Below are 20,929 nucleotides of genomic sequence, written 5' to 3' on the forward strand. Positions count from 1 at the left end.
TGCGCGCCCTGTACCCATTGCCTGGCATGACGGGCAGCCCCTTCTTTACAGCCTACAAGGATTTGTCTTCATGTCGAACGATGTTCCAGGCGCTGCGACCGATTTTACTTCGCTGGCCCTGCCGCCAGCGCTTTCGGAGAATCTGGCAACGCTGGGCTATCACACCATGACGCCGATTCAGGCCGAGAGCCTGCCGCTGATGCTGGCCGGGCGTGACGTGATCGGTCGCGGGCGGACCGGGTCCGGCAAGACAGCGGCGTTCGGGCTTGGCCTGTTGGCGCGTCTGGATGTGAAACGTTTTTGCGTGCAGACCCTGGTGCTGTGTCCGACGCGTGAACTGGCCGACCAGGTCGGTGAAGAGATCCGGCGTCTGGCCCGCGGCTGTCACAACGTCAAGGTGCTGACCCTGTGCGGCGGCGTGCCGATCGGGCCGCAACGCGAATCACTGTTCCACGGCGCGCACATCATCGTGGGTACGCCCGGTCGGGTCGAGGACCATCTGAAGCGCGGCTCGCTGAGCCTTGAAGCCCTGAATGTGCTGGTGCTGGACGAGGCCGATCGCATGCTCGACATGGGCTTTCAGGAGGCGCTGGATGCCATCATCGAGGTGACGCCGCAACACCGTCAGACGCTGCTGTTCAGCGCGACCTGGAGTGAGGCACTGGCCCCGGTCGCCGGCAGGGTCATGAAGAATCCCGTCACCATCGAGGTGGATACCGATCACGATGAGCAGAGCATCCATCAGCACTTTTACGCCGTCGAGGATGACGCCGCGCGCCTTGAAGCGTTAAGGCGCCTGCTGCTCAAGTATCGCCCGACCTCGAGCGTGGTGTTTTGCAATACCCGGCGTGAGGTTCAGGCTGTAAGCGATGCGCTCAACGATCATGGCTTCGATGCTGCAGCGCTTCATGGTGACATGGAGCAGCGTGACCGCGACCGCACCCTGATCCTGCTGGCCAACGGCAGCATTTCGGTGCTGGTGGCCACCGATGTGGCCGCACGCGGGCTGGATATCGAGGCGCTGGATGCAGTGTTCAACTATCAGCTGGCCCATGACATGGAAACGCATGTCCATCGGATCGGACGTACCGGCCGGGCCGGCGGGCAGGGCGCGGCCCATAGCCTGGTCAGTGAGCGCGAGCGTGCGCGGCTATCGCTTTATGAAGCGCAGCAGGGGGGCAGCATCACGCTTGAACCCTTGCCGGAATCGAGCGTGCTGTCACGTACGCCCTTCAGACCCATGATGGCGACGCTGATGATTGATGCCGGCAAGAAACAAAAGATCCGCCCGGGCGATATCGTGGGTGCGCTGACCGGTGAAGCCGGGATTGATGCCGCCCAGGTCGGCAAAATCAAGGTGCTGGAGCGTAGTGCCTGGGTGGCCGTGCACCGCGATGTGGCAGATGCCGCGCTGTCTCATTTGAACAACGGGCGTCTCAAGGGGCGCAGCTTCCGAGCTCGCCGGATATCGCGCTGATAACCCGATATCAGGTACGGATCATGTACGTGGTGTACCAATACGGTCATCATGACGTTGTGCCAGACTTGTCATGACAGGAGTGAACAAAGAGGTCGCATGAAAATTCCCAAACGATTACAGCCGCTGGTAGATGATGGGCTGATCGATGACATCGTGTTCCAGTTGCAAAGTGGCAAGGAAGCCCAGGTCTACGTAGTGCGCTGTGGCAGTGAGCTGCGCTGCGCCAAGATATTCAAGGAGGCCAGCCAGCGCAGTTTCAAGCAGGCCGTGCAGTACCAGGAAGGACGCCAGGTCCGTAACAGCCGCCGGGCCCGCGCCATGTCCAAGAAAACCCGCTATGGCCAGCGCGAGCAGGAGTCGGCCTGGCTCAATGCCGAGGTGGATGCCCTGTACCGTCTTTCGGATGCCGGTGTGCGGGTGCCGGAGCCGCATGGCTTTGTCGATGGCGTGCTGCTCATGGAGATGATCGTTGATGGCGAGGGAGATCCGGCGCCGCGCCTTGATGACGTCAAGCTGAGCGAAGAACAGGCCATTGAGTATCACCACCGCATCGTGGTTGATGTGGCGCGCATGCTGTGTGCCGGGCTGGTTCATGGGGACCTGTCGGAGTTCAACGTGCTGGTTGGGCGTGAAGGGCCGGTGATCATCGATCTGCCGCAGGCCGTGGATGCGGCCGGCAACAACAATGCCTCGCGCATGCTGCTGCGTGATGTCGACAACATGCGTCGCAGCTTCGGGCGCTATGCGCCGTCGCTTTTGAACACCGACTACGGTCTGGAAATCTGGTCACTCTATGAAGCCGGCGAGCTTTACCCGGATTATCCGCTGACCGGCACCTTCGATCGCGACAGTGCCAGCGTGGACGTCAGCGACCTGCTGGAAGTGATCGAGGACGTGCGCGAAGAAGAGCAGGAGCGCCAGCGTCGCGAGCAGGAGCAGGATGAAGAAGACCGGGACATCAGCCAGTAGGGGACTGCTGCCACCGTGACGGCGGCGCGCTTGAGTGCAGCAGCGTCGTCATGGCCTCCTCGCTCACGGGGCGGCTGAACTCGGCCTGGATGTAAAGACTTTCCGTAATTGCCAGAATCAGACAGCCTGCCGGCAGACCGCTTGCCTCCAGCGCATGAGTGACATGGCTAACGAAGGCTTCTTCCCGTAGCTGAACGGGTGAGACATTGACTGAGATACTTTCAAAGCGGTCGTGTGCCTGGCGCCACCGTGCGGCGGTATGAATGATGTCATGCAGTATCTGCCGGCCCACCTCACGAATCAGTCCCTGCTCCTCCATATAGGGAATGAATTCGGCGGGCCCTGGCGCATCGGGCGCCAGCCAGCGCAGCAGCGCCTCAGTGCCCACGATAGGGTGGTCGCGCGAGACGATAGGCTGAAAGAACGCCACAAACCCGCCTGTGTTTCATGAGAATGGGTATTTCCTGCCAGAATCTTTCAGTATCCTTGACAAGAGACATGCGCCGCCAGGGCATGGGCCATGGGTTTTTCATCCTCTGAAAACCGGTCAGGTCATGAATGGAATGCGGTTTGAGCATCAAGGGTAAAGAGCGCGATGAGGCTGCAGCAGGCGAGCAGCACAGAAGATGAACAGTGAAGAAAGCCCGACAGTTGTTGCCTGCAGCCCGAAATGAAAGGCAAAACGACCAAACCGCCGGGCGGGCACCATTCTGATCAGGACTATGTCCATCTGGCGCAGATCATGCCTGAGTAGATTGATTAAAGGCTGCCGGCGTTGTCGAAATAATGGCCGGAGTGGCATTAGTCGATGTTGTGCATGTCGGGAGAGGCAGCGTGACGCTGCTCACACGAATTCCCCTCACAGGGTTGAACATGTTCTTTCATTCGATCAATGAGACGCTGTCTCTTTCGCTGCTTCATCCCCGCATGGCACCGGAGCTTTTTCGGCTGGTGGATGACAATCGCGGCCATCTGAGCCCATGGCTTGGCTGGGTCGCCCACACGGCATCACCAGCAGATAGTGCTGCATTCATTCGTCAGACGCTGCATGATCACGCGGAAGGAAAGCGTCTGATCTGCGGGCTTCACGACCACCAGGGTCGCTCGCGACTGATCGGTCTGGTGAGTTTCAACGACATCATGCCGGCCACCGGTCGGGCCAGTCTGGGCTACTGGCTGGGAGAGCGCTGGCAGGGCCGTGGGCTGATGACGCTTGCCTGTCAGGCCATGACGCAGCTGGCATTTGAGCATTACGATCTGCATAAGGTGTAGATCTCGGCGGCGACCGGTAACACCCGAAGCCGGGCGGTCTGCGAGCGTCTGGGTGCCACGCTCGAGGGCGTCATCACGCGCGCCGAGAGCGTCAACGGTGTGATTCATGATCATGCCGTTTATGGTCTGGTCCGCGAGTGAATTGATTGACGGATTTAAAAGCGGTCATCACGGCGATGGCCGGGGCTTTTCTACGCGCCCTGTGGGCGGCGGGTAGCACAACGCGGGGTCCGTTCATTACAGTATTGGCATGACCCTTCTCAACGCGCACCGATTCAAGAGAGTCTCCATTGAATACACCCGAGCTGATCCATACCCGAATGAAACGCCTGAGACTGGTGTCGATTCTTGAGGGCACGACACTATTGTTGCTGCTTGTGGTAGCCGTACCACTCAAGCATGTGGCAGACATGCCGCTGGCCGTTTCCATCATGGGGCCCATCCATGGCGTGGCCTTTTTGCTCTATCTGTCGGTGGTGTTTCGAGTGGTCTCCATGGGTGGCTGGAGCGGGCTGGATATCGCGCGCATGATTCTGGCAGCCTTTATTCCTTTCGGTGCCTTCATCAATGCCCCCTTCATGCGGCGCAAGGAAGCAGATCTGGTGGGAATGACCAGCGAGTAGACGGCCGGTCACCCGGCCTGTCGAGGCTCCAGGCGCTGATCACCTACCGGCTGGTTGCCAAAGTAGCGCTTGTATTCCCGACTGAACTGCGAGGCGCTCTGATAGCCCACGGCACTGGCGGCACTGCTGACATTGTGGGTTCTGGCCGCAATCATGGCGCGAGCCCTTAAAAGCCGAATGCGCTTTTGATACTGCAGTGGGGACAGGCGCGTAAATCGCTTGAAGTGATGATGAAAGGCCGAAGGGCTCATGTTGACCTTTTCGGCCAGGGTCTCGACAGATAGCGGGTGCGCGTAGTCGCGATGCAGGGTCTCGAGTGCGCGCCCAATGCGACCATACCGGGTTTGCTGCTGTAAAAGCTGGCGCAGCGATTCCCCTTGTGGGCCTCTGAGCGCCTCGAACAGCACTTCACGAACACGTTGTCGACCCAGCGCGCGGCACATGATCTCGTCGTGCAGACATTCCAGCAGATGCACCACGCCATGGCCCATTGAGGAGGTCAGTGTCACGGCCGCCATGGGCTCGGGCTGTGAGACATTGTCCGAGGCTGTCGGTACAACCTGGGTCAGTTCACCGAGCATGATCATGTCGATGCTGATAAACACCCCCAGCAGAGGCGTCTGAGGCGTGGCGCGGGTTTCGCATTCAAAAGGAACCGGCATGGCCTGTACCAGATAGTGTCCGGCGCCATAGTGAATCGTGCGTTCTCCCAGATAGCCTGTCTTTTCACCCTGGGCGATGATAATCACCCCCGGCTCGTAGACCAGCGGCGTACGTGGGTGGCTGCCGTGAAGTGCCATGAGCCGCACCCCCTCCAGCTCAGTGGGAATATAACCATCCTGGTCGATCAGGGGGGTGATCAAATCGCACATGCGCTGCTGGAGGGTGTCAGACGCGGGGTCGTGTGAAATATCAGGCAGGGCATCAGACATGACGTAGAGATCCGTGATTCGTGGCAATATCTGCAGCTGGCGCAGGCAGTTGCAGGATTGTGCATGAAAAAATGCGTTTATGATATCCTGTAATACTAGAGGCTGCAGGAATAGGCAAGCACGCAGCAGGGCCGTGTATGGTGTAAAAGCGCTTTTGCCGCCAGACTGATGAGACTTGAAAATACCCGCTCAAAGTGGGTATTCGGTTTTGATGCGTCATGCGCAGGAGAAGTATTCATGTCGACACCCGCCAGGGGCTATGCCGCCCATAGCGCTGAAACCCCACTTGCCCTCTGGAATTTTGAGCGCCGTACGCTGCGCGCTGACGATGTTTCCATCGAGATTCTTTACTGTGGCGTCTGCCACAGTGATCTGCACTTTGCCCGTGATGACTGGGGCATGGCCACCTATCCGGTCGTTCCGGGTCATGAAATCGTTGGCCGTGTTACCGCCGTGGGCAATGATGTCACGACCTTCAAGGCAGGTGACGTCGTGGGCGTGGGCTGCATGGTGGACTCCTGTCGCCAGTGCAGTTCCTGCAACAGTGGTCTGGAACAGTACTGCGCCGAAGGGTTTACCATGACCTATGGCAGCCCCGACCGTCATGACAACACCCTGACCCAGGGCGGCTATTCCGATTCGGTCGTGGTCAGTGAGCGGTTTGTAGTGCGCATGCCGGAAGGTCTTGATCTCAAGTCCGCTGCACCAATTTTGTGTGCCGGAATCACGACCTATTCACCGCTCAAGCATTATGGCGTCAAGCCGGGTGACAAGGTTGGCATCATCGGGATGGGCGGTCTGGGCCATATGGGCGTCAAGCTTGCCAGCGCGATGGGCGCCGAAGTAACGCTTTTCACCCGCTCCGAATCCAAGGTGGCCGAGGCGAAAAGGCAGGGCGCTGATCATGTGGTGGTCTCCACTGACGAATCGCAAATGGCCGCCGTGACCGAAACCTTTGATTTCATGCTCGATACCGTCCCGGTCCAGCATGACATCAATCCGTACCTCAATGCGCTCAAGCCGGACGGTACGCATATTCTGGTCGGTCTGCTCGAGCCTATCGAACCCCCCATCAGCGGTGCCGGTCTGGTGTTTCGTCGCAAGGTACTGGCCGGCTCGCTCATTGGTGGCATGCCTGAAACCCAGGAAGTGCTGGATTTCTGCGCCGAGCACGGCATCACCTGTGATGTCGAGATGATCAACATTGATCAGATCAACGAGGCCTGGGATCGCATGCAAAAGGGCGATGTCCGCTATCGTTTTGTAATCGATATGGCCTCTCTCAAGGGCGATAGTGCTGCCTGATAAAAGCTTTGTTGTCAGCCGGATCGCTGATCGACGGATGGATATCACGATAACCGGTGCCTCAGGGCGCCGGTTTTTTTATATCATGCACCGATTTGGCGACAGGAAAGTGACCATGCGCAGCGACGAGTTCTACATGTACCGGGCGCTGGATCAGGCGCACCTTGCGCTGGCGGCAGGAGAGGTGCCGGTCGGAGCGGTCGTGGTCAGCGCTGAAGGCGAGATCATCGGTGAGGGGTTCAACGCACCGGTCGGGCGCCACGATCCCACAGCGCATGCCGAAGTTCAGGCCCTGCGCGATGCCGGCAGGCGCTGCGGCAACTATCGGCTGACCGGCTGCACGCTGTATGTCAGCGTCGAGCCCTGTCTGATGTGTACCGGCGCCATCATTCACGCCCGCATCAAGCGGGTCGTCTACGGCACACCAGAGCCGAGAACCGGCATGGCACAGTCAAAAGCCAATCTTTTTGCCCAGCCCTGGCACAATCATGACGTCGAGATCGTCTCCGGCGTGCTGGCGGCGCCCGCACGGCGGCTGTTGAAAACCTTTTTCACCAGCCGGCGTGCTTCAACCTGAGGGGTCAGCCTCTGGCATCCAGAGCGCCTGCCACCTCAACGCGATTGCGTCCTGAAAGCTTGGCACGATAAAGCGCCTGATCCGCTGACTGAGTCAGATCCGCCAGGGTGTCACTGGCGCGGCGAGTGGTAATCAGCCCGGCACTGATGGTGACAGGTGTCTGGCCGTCCTGTCTTGTCAGCTTCAGCGCTTCAACGCCGTGACGCAGTTGCTCGCCAACCTCGGCGGCCTTTTCAGGCGTGATTTCAGGCAGACAGGCGATGAACTCTTCGCCGCCAAAGCGGGCCAGCAGACCGCCATGGGCGGTCACAATCTCCTGCAGCCGATGAGCCACGCGCTGTAGATAGCTGTCACCCGTCGGGTGACCCAGCTGATCGTTGATCTGCTTGAAGTGATCGATATCCAACACGATGATCGTTCGGGGTCGGGTGGCATCGAGTCTTTCGACCCACTGGCTGAAATAGCGCCGATTGGGAACCCTTGTCAGTTCATCGTGCTGTGCCAGCCACTCCACTTCCTGCTGCAGGGCAATGCGCTTTTCCACCTCGTCCCGCAGACGATAGTTGGCATCCTTGACCCCGTTGTGGCGCCGGCGCAGTCGATGGTGGAAGTACATCAACAGATAAATCATCCAGGTAAAGAGAAGCCCGGTGATCAATACAATGGCCGGCAGTTTTGAGCGCTCGTCAAACAGCCTGGCGTAGCTTGCCTCGGCGCAGATCGTGAAGTTGCTCTGGCCCAGCCGCAGGATATTGCAGTGTTCCAGCATGCTCAGTGCTTCACGCGTGTCGGAGCTGTAAAGGGTGCTGCCATCCTGCATGACCCGAATGCGAAAGTTGTGGCTGTCCCGAGTGTCATCAAGCGTGGCAAAAAGACGTGCGGGATCGACCACAAAACCGGCTGCGCCGTTGATGGCCGACGTATCAAGATCTTGAATGGGCTGGTAGAAGATGACGCCCCGCCCGCCGTTGGTCAGATTGACCATGCCGGTGGCGCTTGCCTGCCCCCGCAATGCATCGGCCAGCGCCTCGTTGTTATCGTTGGAGAGCACGTGATGACCCAGCAGTGGCTGATTGTCCTGCAATGGGTAGGCATGCCTGATGCGTGGCCCCTGACGATCGACATAGGCGATGGTCTGCATGTAGTCAAAATGCTCGACAAGGCGCCGGGCTCTATGGGTCCATGCCCGGCTGGAGGGAGGGCTGCCGGCCGTGTCCCAGCTGATGGCAAAGCGCTGCATGGCCCGGTCGCTGACGCTGATCTCCTGCCCCAGCCTTTCGCTAAGGGTATCGACGCGCGTGCGGGCCACCTGATTGACATCTCGAATGTTCTGATTGTTGTGATAGTGCCAGAGCACCAGCAGTACCAGTAAAACGGCCATCGAGGCAGCCAGCGCTATGCCGATGGTGCCGAGACGGCGCTTTGGCCACTGTGTCACGACCTCGGCGCCCAGTAATAAAACAATGATCAGCAGGGTTGGCGTTGACAGGGACACTTCATGAAGCGAGATAAACCAGTGCTGCTCGACGAGATGCATCGCTGTCAGCATGCCTGCCATGGCAAGGCCGATGGGCGCAATCTCACCGGGGCGTGAGGAGAAAAGCGGGAGAAGCAGCAAAAGCAGCAGCGCCAGAGTGATCAAAATGGATGGGCGCAGCGAGTAAAAGGGCACCTGATCGGGCCAGTGATCGAAAAGCAGCGACCACTGGGCGTAATTCATGACGGTATCCGGTAGTAAAAAGGAGGCCAGCAGCGCCAACAGCGGTATCAGCGTAATAACGGTGATCATGACCGCAAAGGGTCTGAGAAGGTGAGGCCGCCAACGACGGGTGGCGTTCATTGCGAGCCTTGACAGGGTGACCATCCCCACAATCGCCAGCAGCAGATGCTCCATGGGGGGCGTCAGCCACCACCCTGCCACCAGACAGGGCAGGGCAAGCAGGGTCAGTAGCAGGTCACCATGGCGGACGAAAAAGGCTTTCATGGAACAGGTGGCACGGTCTCGAAGACAGGAGTGGTGGTATTGCTGGCAGTGGCACGGGCAAGCGATGAGAACTGATGCTGGCTGCGCTCCACCCAGTTCAGGATTTCTTCATAGCGTTTGATATTGCGCACATAAAGCGCAGCCACGTTACCACGGGCAAAGCCATGTTCCACCCGGTTATACCAGCTGCTTTCCTGCAGAAGTGGCAGCATCTGCTTGATCGTCTCCCACTGATTAGGGTCATGGCCCTGAAGGCGTGCCAATCGTCGTGCATCATACAGATGCCCAAGCCCCAGATTATAGGCCGCCAGCGTCATCCAGGTCCTGTCCGGCTCGGCGACGTCATCGGGAATGCGGTCATGCAGATAGCGCAGATAACGGGCGCCGCCATCAATGCTCTGCTGCGGGTCTTCGCGGTCGTCCACATCCATGTGACTGGCGGTAGCGCGGGTCAGCATCATTAGCCCCTTGACGCCCGTGGGAGAGACGGCATCCGGCTGCCAGTGCGATTCCTGATAGCCCACGGCGGCCAGCAGTTTCCAGTCAAACCCGGTATCACCGGCAGCCTGTTTGAAGTCGGGCAGCCATCGATTCAGGTTCGCCTGGGCCTGAGCAATAAAGCGCCGTGCGCCGACATATTCAAGGTAATCGTCATGGCCAAAATACTTCTGCGTCAGAAGCTCCAGGTCACCGGTGTGTCGCATGTGATCGATAAACTCATTGGCTCGCTCCACCAGCGAGGGATCAGTATGGGCAGGAAAAGCCCATGCCAGGGTGACCGGTTCGCCGATCGTCAGCGCGCTGGCCACATCCGGAAAGAACAGCCGGCTCAACTTGAACTCGTGAGCATAGACTACTGCGGCATCCAGTTCGCCACTTTCCACCATGGCCAGTAGATCCGTGGTTTCAAGATCGGGGCTTTCCCGCCAGGTGAGTGTCGGGTGGCTCTTTTGAAGTTCGTGCAGAACCCGGCTGGTGCCGGCTCCGGCCACCGTGCCGATGTCCAGTCCGTCCAGATCCTTGATGGTTTCGGGGGCCGGCATGCCACGTCGATATGCCACCATGGGCTGCATGGACATGATCGGCTGAGAGTAGGTCACATCCTGGCGCTGTCGATCCAGTACCAGACCGGCGGCGCCGATATCGGTGCGACCGGTGGCAACATTGTCCAGCACGTCACTGATGTGGTGATCATCTTCCACGGCAAGACTGACCCCCAGCTCATCGGCAAAGCGGCGAAAGAGTTCAAACTCGAATCCGGTCGGTCCCTGACGACCTTCGTAAAAGGTAGCCGGTGTATTGCGCGTGGCGATTTCCAGAAAATCGCGCTGTTCGACATTGGAAAGAGTGGTGGTGGAGGTCATCGGTATCAGCGCAGCAGACCACGTCGAGATCGCGCGGGCAGGCGTCAGCAGCAGCAAAAGTGCCACCGCAAGCCCTGCAATCCTTCGGGTTGTGCGTAAAAGATGCCTGTGCATGGGAGAAAACGGCCGTTTGAAAGAGCGTCCAGGATACCGATGGCAGATGATGTCGGCTAGTCGATGGCTCTTAACTGCACGATAGCCTCAGTCTTTCGACTGAGCCCGATCCATGTCGCGCGCCGCCCTCCGGGCTTCGCCACGCGAGTCGCTTTCCAGTATGATGACGCCCTCGCCGCCTGGCGCTGTTTCAACACGGGGACCGCTGTATCCTTTCGATGGCGCTCCCGCACCACCCCTCATTTCCTGTCAGTCAGTAGAGGCTTCGTTCGTCATGCTCGAGCTGCACGGCCAGAGTGCCCTTTCTTCCTTTCGTCATGCCCGCCTGCTTGCCCGTCTGCGCGAGGCCATGCCGGGCGTGACCGGCGTGCAGGCGATGCACCGCTATTTTCTGGACGTCGAGCAGACGCCGGAGCCCGGGGCACTCGAGCGACTTTGTGCGCTGCTGGAGGCCGGTGAGCGTGCCGATGCGGTACCGGCAGGCGCGCTCTATCTGGTCGTGCCGCGCTTTGGGACCGTCTCACCCTGGTCATCCAAGGCCACTGACATCGCCCACAACTGCGGGCTCAATGACGTGCGTCGCATTGAGGCGGGCGTGGCCTATTTCGTCGAAACCGACGCGCTGCCCTCGAAAGAGGAGGTCGAGGCGATTCGACAGGTACTGGCCGACCGCATGACACAGACGGTACTGGTGGATGCCAGTGACGCCGCGAAGCTGTTTCAGCGCCATTCGCCGGCGCCGCAAAGCCATGTGGACATTCTGGGTGGCGGGCGCAGTGCGCTGGTCGAGGCCAATGTCACGCTGGGTCTGGCACTGGCCGAAGATGAAATCGACTATCTGGTCGAGTCCTTTACCGGCCTGGGGCGCAATCCCAGCGATGTTGAGCTGATGATGTTCGCTCAGGCCAATTCCGAGCACTGCCGCCACAAGATCTTCAATGCCGACTGGCGGATCGACGGTCAGGCGCAGACACACTCCCTGTTCGGCATGATCCGCAACACCCATCAGTGTTCGCCGGACAATGTGCTGTCCGCCTACAGCGACAACGCCGCCATTATCCGTGGCCATGAGGCGGGTCGCTTTCTGGCCGACAGCCGGGATTTTCGTTTTGTCACCCATCAGGAACCGATCCATATCCTGATGAAGGTTGAAACGCACAATCACCCCACCGCCATTGCCCCCTATCCGGGCGCGGCCACCGGCGCCGGCGGCGAGATCCGTGACGAGGGTGCGACGGGCCGTGGCGGCAAGCCCAAGGCGGGCCTGACCGGCTTTACCGTCTCCAATCTGCGTATTCCCGAGCTTTTGCAGCCCTGGGAGGCGTTCGATTACGGCAAGCCCGAGCGCATCAAGAGCGCGCTCGACATCATGATCGAGGCGCCGATTGGCGCGGCGGCGTTCAACAACGAATTTGGCCGCCCGGCACTCAATGGCTATTTCCGTACCTATGAGCACGACGTGGTGGGCCCGGCCGGCGTCGAGCGACGCGGCTATCACAAGCCCATCATGCTGGCCGGCGGCTATGGCAGCGTACGTGATGAACACGTGCTCAAGGGCGAGATTGCCGAAGGGGCGAAGCTGATCGTCATGGGTGGTCCCGCCATGCTGATCGGGCTGGGCGGCGGGGCGGCCTCGTCCGTGGCCTCCGGCAGCACCAGTGATGCCCTCGATTTTGCCTCGGTGCAGCGCGACAACGCCGAGATGGAGCGTCGCGCCCAGGAAGTCATTGATCGCTGCATTGCGCTGGGCGAGAACAACCCGATCAGCTTTATCCATGACGTGGGCGCCGGTGGGCTTTCCAATGCGCTGCCGGAACTGGTCAAGGATGGCGGCCGCGGTGGCTTGTTCAATCTGCGCGATGTGCCCAGTGCCGAACCCGGCATGACGCCGCTGGAAATCTGGTGCAACGAGGCGCAGGAACGCTATGTGCTGGCCGTGGCGCCGGAATCGATCGAGTATTTTGAATCGCTGTGCGCGCGCGAGCGCTGCCCGTTTGCCGTGGTCGGCGAAGCCACGCGAGCGCATGAGATTGTGGTCGTCGACGAGCACTTTGAAAGCCGTCCCATTGATCTGCCCATGAGCGTGCTGTTTGGCAAGCCGCCGAAAATGCAGCGCAGTTTCGAGCGCCGCGAGATCACTCAGCCGCCGCTGATGCTGGACAATCTGGATCTCAACGAGGCCATGGACCGTGTGCTGCAACTGCCGGCAGTGGCCTCCAAAAGCTTTTTGATCACCATTGGTGATCGTACCGTGGGCGGCATGACCGTGCGCGACCAGATGGTTGGTCCCTGGCAGGTGCCGGTGGCGGACTGCGCGGTGACCACGGCGTCGTTTGATACCCACGCCGGCGAGGCCATGGCGATGGGTGAGCGTACGCCTGCCGCTCTGATTTCGTCGGCCGCTTCGGCGCGTCTGGCCGTGACCGAGGCGATTACCAATATCGCCGCAGCGTCCATCGAGTCCCTTGGCGATATCAAGCTGTCGGCCAACTGGATGAGCGCCGCCGACCACGAAGGCGAAAATCAGGCGCTGTATGATGCGGTACATGCCGTAGGCATGGAGCTGTGCCCGGCACTTGGTATTGCCATTCCGGTCGGCAAGGATTCAATGTCGATGCGCACCGCCTGGCGCGACGGCGAGCGCGACAAGGCCGTGACGGCGCCGCTGTCGCTGATTATCTCGGCCTTTGCGCGGGTCAGCGATGCCCGAAAGACCCTGACCCCGCAGCTCGATCCGCGTGAAGAGACCGAGCTGCTGCTGATCGATCTCGGTCGTGGCAAAAATCGCCTGGGCGGTTCGGCACTGGCGCAGGTCTATGGCCAGCTGGGCGCCCACGCTCCGGACCTGGACGCCCCCGAAGATCTGGCCGGTTTCTTTCGAGCCATTCAGACCCTGAATCGTGACAACAGGCTGCTGGCCTATCATGACCGCAGCGACGGCGGGCTTTTGACCACGTTGGCGGAGATGGCCTTTGCCGGTCATTGCGGTCTGGCCGTCACGCTCGATGAGCTGGTGCGCGATGCTCATCAGGCCACCGAAGCCCTGTTTGCCGAGGAGCCGGGTGCCGTCATCCAGGTGCACCGTGACGAGGTTGATGCCGTACTGGCCACGCTGGCAGCGGCAGGTCTTGGCGAATGCGTGCATCGCATCGGTGCGCCGACCGGAGATGATCGCTTCTCGGTCACGCTCTATGACGCCGTATTGATCGAGACCACGAGGGTTCATGCCCTGCGCACCTGGGCGGAGACCAGCTATCAGCTGCAGGCCCGTCGCGATAATCCCGACTGCGCCCGCCAGGAATTTGACGGCCTTGATGAAACCCGCAATCCGGGACTTCATGCGGCGCTGAGTTACGACGTTGATGACAATGTGGCAGCGCCCTTTATCAATAAGGTGGCCGCGCCGCGAGTGGCAATTCTTCGCGAGCAGGGCGTCAACGGACAGCTGGAAATGGCGTGGAATTTCACCAACGCCGGTTTCGAGGCCATTGACGTTCACATGTCGGACATCCTGGAAGGTCGTGTGGATCTGGCCGACTTCCAGGGCGCGGCGGCCTGTGGTGGCTTCTCCTACGGGGACGTGCTGGGGGCCGGCGGCGGCTGGGCGAAGTCGATTCTCTTCAGTGAACGCGGGCGCGATCAGTTTGCGCACTTTTTCGAGCGCGGAGACACTTTTGCCCTTGGCGTGTGCAACGGCTGTCAGATGCTCTCCCAGCTTAAATCGCTGATTCCCGGCGCCGATCACTGGCCGCGCTTTGTGCGCAACCTGTCCGAGCAGTACGAGGCGCGCGTGTCGATGGTGCGCGTCGAGTCCACGCCATCGCTCTTTCTGGCCGACATGGCAGGCTCCCGGATGCCGATTGCCGTGGCGCACGGGGAAGGGCAGGCGCAGTTTCGCGACGGTAGCCACCTGCGTCAGGCTCAGGCCAGCGGCACGGTCGCGCTGCGCTACGTCGACAACTTCGGCGAGGTGACCACCGGCTATCCGGCCAACCCCAACGGCTCGCCGTCCGGGATTACCGGTCTGACCAGCAGCGATGGTCGCGTGACCATCATGATGCCGCACCCCGAGCGCGTGGCACGTGCTGTCACCAACTCCTGGCGTCCGCAGGAATGGCGTGAGGCCGGCGGCTGGATGCGCATGTTCCGCAATGCCAGGAAGTGGGTAGGCTAAGCGTTTTTCGGAATCGATGAATGGATATAAAAAGGGCCTCTTGTAGAGGCCCTTTCGTGCGTCAGGTATGTCTTGTGCCAGCAAAAACTCAGTTCTGCGGACGTGCGGCCGGGCTCAAAAAGCGTACGGTCGGTGCTTCTTCAAGCAGCGGGTCGGTGCCTTCCTTGAAGGGCTTGTAGTGGGGCATTTCCATGTGCTTGTCAAAGGCGGCGCGGTCGGTATAGACCTCATGAAGAATAACGGTGTTGCCATCGCCCTCCGGCACCAGCACATCAAACTGATGGCAACCGCTTTCATTGGCCAGCGACTCGTTGGCGTCGTTGTGGGCCAGCGCCAGAAACGCGTCGCGCTGGCCTTCCCTGATGTTGAATTCAGCCAGAACGACAAAATTGGCATTGGTCGTGCTCATCATGATTCTCCTGCAGACGTTGAGATTTTCGGGGCGGCAAGGGCCTTGTGACATCAATCCTGTGACATTAAAACAGTCGTCATGACGTGTCAGTGAACTCTGGGCGCCGGACCCATGCCCATGCGTTCATGAAACTCTGCCACGGCGCTTCGCAAAAGCTCCAGAAGCCCTGGCACCAGCGCGATGCCCTGTTCGGGACCTGCCACAAACTGCTCTACGCTGACATGAACGGCCTCACCGTGGATGACGACCTTGGCCGCCTTGATGGCATTCATGACGTCATTGGCAACGTCGAGCAACTGGGCACGGTCCGTGCCGGCATCGGCCTGCCAGACACCGGGCAGCATCAGCTGAAAAAAGGCCGGTTCGTCTTCGGCCACGACCAGCACGAACTCCAGGTTTTCGAGCGTGATGCGCGCGGCGTGAGTATCGATGGCCTCCACCTGGAAATCCATGGCGCCCAGGCCTTCAATGTAGTGCTCAATCTGTGTATTGGCCTGCATTACGCACCTCTTTGGTCACCAGAGGTGACGGTTTTAAACATTCAGCCAGTCCCGCAACCCAGGGATTACAGGACCAGTATAAGGATATGTCAGCGTCTTTAACGACACCGCCGCAGCTACGCCCCTATCAAAGGGAGGCCGTCGAGCGCGTCGTCGGTCATTTTCGCCGCAGTCACGACCCGGCCGTGGTGGTTTTGCCCACCGGCAGCGGCAAGAGCCTCGTGATTGCCGAGCTGGCGCGAATCGCCCGCGGGCGTGTGCTGGTGCTGGCCCATGTCCGTGAGCTGGTGGCACAAAATCATGCCAAGTATGAGGCCTATGGGCTTAAGGCCGACATCTTCAGCGCTGGTCTGGGGCGACGCGACAGTCAGCGCCAGGTGGTGTTCGGCTCGGTGCAGTCCGTTATCAACGCACTGGATGAGTTCGATGACGGTCAGTTCACGCTGTTGGTCATCGATGAGTGCCATCGCGTAGCGCCCATGGTGGATGACCAGGTGGACGGCAAGCGTCAACAGTCGCCCGGCAGCTACCAGCGGGTGATTGACCATCTGCGGGCGAGCCGGCCGGATATCAAGGTGCTGGGCCTGACAGCGACGCCCTATCGGCTGGGGCAGGGGTTCATCTATCACCGCCACTACCACGGCATGGTGCGTGGTCCGGAGACTTCGTTTTTCCGCGACTGCGTGTTCGAGCAGCCCCTGCGGGTCATGGTCAGGCAGGGCTATCTGGCCGAGCCCCGACGCATTGATGCTGCCATCGCCCGCTATGACTTTTCGCAGCTCTCGCCCCGCATTGGTGGGCAGTACGCAGAATCCGACCTTAACCGGGTGGTCAGCGGCAATCGGGCGACACCGGTCATTATCGAAGATGTGATGGCACAGGCCCATGACCGCCAGGGCGTCATGATCTTTGCCGCCACCGTGGCGCATGCCGAGGAGATCATGGGCTATCTGCCCGAGGCTCAGGCGGCGCTGGTGACCGGTACCACGCCCGGACGCGAGCGTGAGCGGCTGATCGAGGCCTTCAAGAACCGTGAACTGAAATACCTGATCAACGTAGCGGTGCTGACTACCGGTTTTGATGCCCCGCATGTCGATCTGATTGCGATCCTGCGACCGACCGAGTCGGTGGGGCTTTACCAGCAGATCGTCGGGCGTGGGCTGCGCCTGTCTCCCGGCAAGCGCGACTGCCTGGTGCTGGATTATGCAGGGAACCCGTGGGATCTGTTTGGCCCCGAAATCGATGCGCCGCGCCCGGACAGTGACAGCGAGCCGGTACAGGTCGAGTGTCCCGAGTGCGGTTTTGCCAATATCTTCTGGGGCAAGCGCGACGGTGAGCTGGTGATCGAGCATTTTGGCCGGCGCTGTCAGGGGCTGGTCGATAACGAACGCGGCGAGCAGGTACAGTGCGACTTTCGCTTTCGCTACAAGGTCTGCGAGCAGTGCGGGGCGCAAAACGATATCGCTGCCCGGCGCTGCCATCACTGTCAGGAGCAGCTGATCGATGCCGATGACAAGCTGCGTGATGCGCTAAAGCTCAAGGATGCGCGAGTGCTCAGGGTCAGTGGCATGATGCTGGAGGAGAGCGTCAACGGTCGCGGTCTGGCTCGTTTGAAGGTGACCTATGTCGATGAGGACGGCGCCACGCTGTCGGAGTGGTATGCACTGGAAACGCCCGCGCAGCGCAGAGCCTTTTATCATGCCTGGCTGAAGCCGCATCTGCGCGCACCGGGCAGTGACTGGCAGCCGGCCACCATCGATGAGGTGATCGCGTCGCGCGAGCGCCTGCGGCATCCGGATTTTGTGGTCGGTCGCAAGGTGGGGCGCTACTGGCAGGTGCGCGAACGTCTTTTTGATTATGAAGGGCGCTATCGGCGCGCGGACAGTGCCGATGGCACCTGATGAGGGGCAGCATCAAAACTCGTTATTCTGCTAAGATATAGGCCGTTGCCGCCCGGCAGCATTGTTACCATCGATTTATGATCGCGTTTGCGATCAAGGAGCCCTTCATGAGCTGGTCCACCCCCGAAGTCAACGAAATCAGTGCTGGTATGGAAGCCAGTGTTTATCTGCCTGCCGAGATTGAAATCGACATTGAAGAGTGACAACAACAGGGCGCGGCGTTTGCGCGTTCGCGTACTGGGGGCGGCCGCCGGTGGCGGCCTGCCTCAATGGAACTGCCGCTGCGGCGTATGCCGTCTGGCTCGCACCGAACCCCGGCGTGTTGTCCCCCGGACACAGTCCTCGATTGCCGTTTCCGTCGATGGCGAACACTGGGCGCTGATCAACTGCGCGCCGGAAGTGCTCGCCCAGCTACAGCGTGAGCCGGCGCTTCAGCCCAGAGGCGATGATCGTCATACGCCGATCCAGTCGATTCTGGTCACCAATGGTGACGTCGATCACGTAGCGGGGCTTTTAAGCCTGCGCGAACGCTCTCCGTTTCGACTGTATGCCACGCCCGAGATTCATGGCGTGCTGCGTGATAATCCGATTTTCAATGTGCTTGCCCCGGACTGCGTCCAGCGGTGTGATGTCGCACTCGACAGTCGCATCGAGCTGCTGCCGGGGCTCATGGCTACCGTTTTCGCCGTGCCCGGCAAGACCGCGCTCTATCTGGAAGGGGATCAGGTGGATATCGGTGCCGAGGGCGAGTCCACCGTGGGGGTCGAGTTCGAGCTGGATGGTCAGAGACTGTATTACATCCCCGGCTGCGCCACGGTCACGCCGCGTCTGGCTGACCGGCTCTACGGCGCTGCGGCGCTGCTCTTTGATGGCACCCTGTGGCGCGATGACGAAATGCTCCGTGCCGGTGTCGGCCACAAGACCGGTCAGCGCATGGGGCACATGTCGATGTCAGGAGAGGCGGGCAGCATGAAGGCGCTGTCCGGCGTTGCCATCGACCGACGCATCTTTATTCACATCAACAACACCAACCCCGTTTTGATCGAGGACAGTCCCGAGCGGCGCGAGGCCGAAGACGCTGGTTGGGAGATCGCCTTTGACGGCATGGAGATCACACCGTGAGTTCGCACCAGGCACCGTTGACTGAAGTGACCGAGCCGATAAATGCCGAGGCGCTGGAAGCGCGTCTGCGCGAGATTGGTGAGGCACGCTATCACCATCGCCATCCGTTTCAGCTCGCTCTGCAGGGGGGCGCGCTCGATCGCTGTCAGGTGCGCGCCTGGGCGCTCAATCGCTATTACTATCAGGCCATGATCCCCATCAAGGATGCTACCCTGATGGCGCGCCTTGATGACCCGGACTGGCGCCGCGAGTGGCGCAGCCGACTGGTTGATCACGACGGTGAGGCGCCCGGTGAGGGCGGTATCGAGCGCTGGCTGAAGCTCACCGACGGGCTGGGGCTCGAGCGCGAGATGGTGCGCTCGACCCGGTTGATTCTGCCCGCAACACGCTTTGCCGTTGAGGCCTACACGCATTTCGTGCGCGATCGCACGCTGCTGGAAGCCGTTGCCTCCTCGTTGACCGAGCTGTTCTCGCCAAAGGTGATCGGCACGCGTGTGTCGGGCATGCTCGAGCACTACGATTTTGTCTCCGAAGAGACGCTGGACTATTTCCGGCCCCGCCTGACCCAGGCGCCCCACGATGCCGAACGGGCGCTGGCCTATGTGCGCGAGCACGCCCTGCGCGCCGATCAACAGCAGGCCGTGCTGGAGGCGCTGGTGTTCAAGTGCGACGTGCTCTGGACCATGCTGGATGCGCTACAGCACGCCTATGTGGAAGGTCATCGGCCCCCGGGCGCCTGGGATGGTAAAAGCGCTCTGGTTGCAGGAGCCACGCCTTGAGCAAAACGCTTGACGATAACGCCGTGGTACGTTTGCCGCGCGGCGTACGCATGCGAGAGGATGCCGCTCGCGGCGGCTGGGTACTGCTGGCACCGGAGCGCATCTTCCAGCTTGATGCGATCGCGCATGCGATCATGACCCACGTTGACGGTGAGCGCTCCGTGTCGCAGATCGTCGATGGGCTGGTTGTTGATTATGATGCCGAGCGCGACCGGATTCGCCATGACGTGCTGGCCCTGTTTCATGCCCTGATCGATCGTGGCGTGCTGGAGGTAATCTCATGAACGATATGCCGCGAGCCGAAACTACCGTTGCCCCGCCCATGGGGCTGCTGGCCGAGCTGACCCATCGCTGTCCGCTGCAGTGTCCCTATTGCTCCAACCCGGTCGAACTCGAGCGTCGCAGTGATGAGCTGGATACTGCCGGCTGGCAGCGTGTGCTGCGCGAAGCGGCGGCACTGGGCGTGTTGCAGGTGCATCTCTCCGGCGGCGAGCCGGCGGCCCGGCCGGATCTGGTCGATCTGGTCGAAACCTGTGCCCGGGAAGGGCTCTATTCCAATCTGATTACCGCTGGCGTCAGCATCACATCGGAGCGGCTGGCGGCGCTGGAGGCCGCCGGGCTGGATCACGTGCAGCTCTCCTTTCAGGGCGCCGATGATGTTGTCACCGAGCATGTTTCCGGGATGCGCGGGGCGTTCGATAAAAAGTGCGCCTTTGCCGGTGAGGTGAGGGCGCGAGGGCTGCCCCTGACGCTCAACGTGGTGCTGCATCGGGCCAATATCCATCAGATCGATGACTTTATCGAGCTGGCGCTCAGGCTTGGCGCCGAGCGTCTGGAGCTGGCGCATGCCCAGTATTACGGCTGGGCACTGCGCAATCGCGGGGCGCTGATGCCGAAAAGGGCGGAGGTGATGACCGCGCTGAGAACGGTCGAGGCCGCCCAAAGACGGTTGAAGGGGCGTCTGGCGATCGATTCGGTCGTACCGGACTATTACGCCCATTTTCCCAAGCCCTGCATGAACGGCTGGGGACAGCAAACGATCAACGTCACCCCCTCGGGTCTGGGACTGCCGTGTCACGCAGCGCAAACGATCCCGGGGCTCGAGTTCTGGAACGTTCGCGAGCACGGCCTGGCGGACATCTGGTACCACTCGCCAGCGTTCAATGCCTTTCGTGGGACCGACTTTCTGCCCGAGACGTGTCAGAGCTGTGATCGACTCGACATCGATCATGGCGGCTGTCGCTGTCAGGCACTGATGATGACCGGTGACGCTCGCCAGATGGATCCGGTATGCCAGCACTCGCCCTGGCATGAGGAGATACAGACGCTGACGCTGGAAGAATCCGGTCGCGACGAGCCCTTCGCCTATCGACGCTTTGCGAAACACACACGGCCCGCCTGAGTGACGCTGACGTGGGCAA

At 60.7% G+C, this 20,929-nt stretch carries 18 protein-coding genes; 12 read left to right on the top strand and 6 right to left on the bottom strand.

From position 1 onward, the window contains the following. The first annotated feature begins 70 nt into the window (after positions 1–70). Positions 71–1,477, top strand: coding sequence for an ATP-dependent RNA helicase DbpA (gene dbpA, locus Q0931_RS14685; protein ID WP_299261578.1), 1,407 nt, complete (start codon positions 71–73; stop codon positions 1,475–1,477). Positions 1,478–1,576: 99 nt separating this feature from the next. After that, complete coding sequence (locus Q0931_RS14690; RefSeq protein ID WP_299261579.1) at positions 1,577–2,449, top strand: PA4780 family RIO1-like protein kinase; 873 nt, start codon at positions 1,577–1,579, stop codon at positions 2,447–2,449. Here the strand turns inward: Q0931_RS14690 and Q0931_RS14695 are convergent. Next, a complete protein-coding gene (locus Q0931_RS14695; protein WP_299261582.1) occupies positions 2,439–2,879 on the bottom strand; it encodes an EAL domain-containing protein in 441 nt (146 codons plus the stop codon). The genes Q0931_RS14690 and Q0931_RS14695 overlap by 11 nt on opposite strands. A 443-nt stretch (positions 2,880–3,322) precedes the next feature. Between Q0931_RS14695 and Q0931_RS14700 the strand changes: the two genes are divergently transcribed. Then, entirely contained in the window at positions 3,323–3,721 is a 399-nt protein-coding gene (locus Q0931_RS14700; protein WP_299261584.1) for a GNAT family N-acetyltransferase, read from the top strand. Between the two features lie 290 nt (positions 3,722–4,011). Beyond that, entirely contained in the window at positions 4,012–4,344 is a 333-nt protein-coding gene (locus Q0931_RS14705) for a DUF3817 domain-containing protein (protein WP_299261586.1), read from the top strand. Between the two features lie 8 nt (positions 4,345–4,352). Here Q0931_RS14705 and Q0931_RS14710 read toward each other — a convergent pair whose 3' ends face one another. Next, positions 4,353–5,276 (bottom strand): AraC family transcriptional regulator, encoded by a 924-nt coding sequence (locus tag Q0931_RS14710; RefSeq protein ID WP_299261588.1) that lies wholly within the window; start codon positions 5,274–5,276, stop codon positions 4,353–4,355. A 237-nt stretch (positions 5,277–5,513) separates the two neighbouring features. Between Q0931_RS14710 and Q0931_RS14715 the strand changes: the two genes are divergently transcribed. Further along, positions 5,514–6,581 (top strand): NAD(P)-dependent alcohol dehydrogenase, encoded by a 1,068-nt coding sequence (locus Q0931_RS14715; protein WP_299261590.1) that lies wholly within the window; start codon positions 5,514–5,516, stop codon positions 6,579–6,581. Between the two features lie 115 nt (positions 6,582–6,696). Next, positions 6,697–7,158, top strand: coding sequence for a tRNA adenosine(34) deaminase TadA (gene tadA, locus Q0931_RS14720; RefSeq protein WP_299261592.1), 462 nt, complete (start codon positions 6,697–6,699; stop codon positions 7,156–7,158). 4 nt (positions 7,159–7,162) lie between these two features. On the opposite strand, the gene Q0931_RS14725 is transcribed toward tadA, so the two are convergent. Together Q0931_RS14725 and mltF are read right to left on the bottom strand one after the other, a co-directional pair. Then, positions 7,163–9,142 (bottom strand): sensor domain-containing diguanylate cyclase, encoded by a 1,980-nt coding sequence (locus tag Q0931_RS14725; protein ID WP_299261594.1) that lies wholly within the window; start codon positions 9,140–9,142, stop codon positions 7,163–7,165. Continuing rightward, complete coding sequence (mltF, locus tag Q0931_RS14730; protein ID WP_299261596.1) at positions 9,139–10,572, bottom strand: membrane-bound lytic murein transglycosylase MltF; 1,434 nt, start codon at positions 10,570–10,572, stop codon at positions 9,139–9,141. The genes Q0931_RS14725 and mltF overlap by 4 nt, the downstream gene beginning before the upstream one ends. Positions 10,573–10,894: 322 nt before the next feature. Between mltF and purL the strand changes: the two genes are divergently transcribed. Next, positions 10,895–14,794, top strand: coding sequence for a phosphoribosylformylglycinamidine synthase (gene purL, locus Q0931_RS14735; protein ID WP_299261598.1), 3,900 nt, complete (start codon positions 10,895–10,897; stop codon positions 14,792–14,794). An 88-nt stretch (positions 14,795–14,882) separates the two neighbouring features. Here purL and Q0931_RS14740 read toward each other — a convergent pair whose 3' ends face one another. After that, the gene (locus tag Q0931_RS14740) at positions 14,883–15,203 is read right to left on the bottom strand and encodes a putative quinol monooxygenase (RefSeq protein ID WP_299261600.1); all 321 of its coding nucleotides are present in this window, start codon (positions 15,201–15,203) and stop codon (positions 14,883–14,885) included. Between the two features lie 89 nt (positions 15,204–15,292). After that, the gene (locus Q0931_RS14745; RefSeq protein ID WP_299261602.1) at positions 15,293–15,706 is read right to left on the bottom strand and encodes a hypothetical protein; all 414 of its coding nucleotides are present in this window, start codon (positions 15,704–15,706) and stop codon (positions 15,293–15,295) included. An 86-nt stretch (positions 15,707–15,792) separates the two neighbouring features. Here Q0931_RS14745 and Q0931_RS14750 point away from each other — a divergent pair, with 86 nt between their 5' ends. From Q0931_RS14750 to pqqE, 5 genes are all read left to right on the top strand, one after another. Continuing rightward, on the top strand, positions 15,793–17,607 hold the full coding sequence (locus tag Q0931_RS14750; protein ID WP_299261604.1) for a DEAD/DEAH box helicase: 1,815 nt from the start codon (positions 15,793–15,795) through the stop codon (positions 17,605–17,607). A gap of 192 nt (positions 17,608–17,799) precedes the next feature. Then, a complete protein-coding gene (gene pqqB / locus Q0931_RS14755; protein ID WP_299261606.1) occupies positions 17,800–18,729 on the top strand; it encodes a pyrroloquinoline quinone biosynthesis protein PqqB in 930 nt (309 codons plus the stop codon). Continuing rightward, positions 18,726–19,508: a pyrroloquinoline-quinone synthase PqqC gene (gene pqqC / locus Q0931_RS14760; protein ID WP_299261608.1), complete on the top strand. Its 783-nt coding sequence runs from the start codon at positions 18,726–18,728 to the stop codon at positions 19,506–19,508. Before pqqB ends, pqqC begins: the two co-directional genes overlap by 4 nt. Beyond that, positions 19,505–19,792 (top strand): pyrroloquinoline quinone biosynthesis peptide chaperone PqqD, encoded by a 288-nt coding sequence (gene pqqD, locus Q0931_RS14765; RefSeq protein ID WP_299261610.1) that lies wholly within the window; start codon positions 19,505–19,507, stop codon positions 19,790–19,792. The genes pqqC and pqqD overlap by 4 nt, the downstream gene beginning before the upstream one ends. Further along, positions 19,789–20,910: a pyrroloquinoline quinone biosynthesis protein PqqE gene (gene pqqE / locus Q0931_RS14770; protein ID WP_299261612.1), complete on the top strand. Its 1,122-nt coding sequence runs from the start codon at positions 19,789–19,791 to the stop codon at positions 20,908–20,910. The genes pqqD and pqqE overlap by 4 nt, the downstream gene beginning before the upstream one ends. The last annotated feature ends 19 nt before the right edge of the window (positions 20,911–20,929 follow it).

Source organism: uncultured Kushneria sp. (assembly GCF_947497025.1).
Classification (GTDB): domain Bacteria; phylum Pseudomonadota; class Gammaproteobacteria; order Pseudomonadales; family Halomonadaceae; genus Kushneria.

What these genes read in the sequence shown, in the direction of transcription:
- dbpA (WP_299261578.1), top strand. Translation starts at nt 71, where the DNA reads ATGTCGAACGATGTTCCAGGCGCTGCGACCGATTTTACTTCGCTGGCC.
- Q0931_RS14690 (WP_299261579.1), top strand. Translation starts at nt 1,577, where the DNA reads ATGAAAATTCCCAAACGATTACAGCCGCTGGTAGATGATGGGCTGATC.
- Q0931_RS14700 (WP_299261584.1), top strand. Translation starts at nt 3,323, where the DNA reads ATGTTCTTTCATTCGATCAATGAGACGCTGTCTCTTTCGCTGCTTCAT.
- Q0931_RS14710 (WP_299261588.1), bottom strand. Translation starts at nt 5,276, where the DNA reads ATGTCTGATGCCCTGCCTGATATTTCACACGACCCCGCGTCTGACACC.
- Q0931_RS14715 (WP_299261590.1), top strand. Translation starts at nt 5,514, where the DNA reads ATGTCGACACCCGCCAGGGGCTATGCCGCCCATAGCGCTGAAACCCCA.
- tadA (WP_299261592.1), top strand. Translation starts at nt 6,697, where the DNA reads ATGCGCAGCGACGAGTTCTACATGTACCGGGCGCTGGATCAGGCGCAC.
- Q0931_RS14725 (WP_299261594.1), bottom strand. Translation starts at nt 9,142, where the DNA reads ATGAAAGCCTTTTTCGTCCGCCATGGTGACCTGCTACTGACCCTGCTT.
- purL (WP_299261598.1), top strand. Translation starts at nt 10,895, where the DNA reads ATGCTCGAGCTGCACGGCCAGAGTGCCCTTTCTTCCTTTCGTCATGCC.
- Q0931_RS14740 (WP_299261600.1), bottom strand. Translation starts at nt 15,203, where the DNA reads ATGAGCACGACCAATGCCAATTTTGTCGTTCTGGCTGAATTCAACATC.
- Q0931_RS14745 (WP_299261602.1), bottom strand. Translation starts at nt 15,706, where the DNA reads ATGCAGGCCAATACACAGATTGAGCACTACATTGAAGGCCTGGGCGCC.
- Q0931_RS14750 (WP_299261604.1), top strand. Translation starts at nt 15,793, where the DNA reads ATGTCAGCGTCTTTAACGACACCGCCGCAGCTACGCCCCTATCAAAGG.
- pqqE (WP_299261612.1), top strand. Translation starts at nt 19,789, where the DNA reads ATGAACGATATGCCGCGAGCCGAAACTACCGTTGCCCCGCCCATGGGG.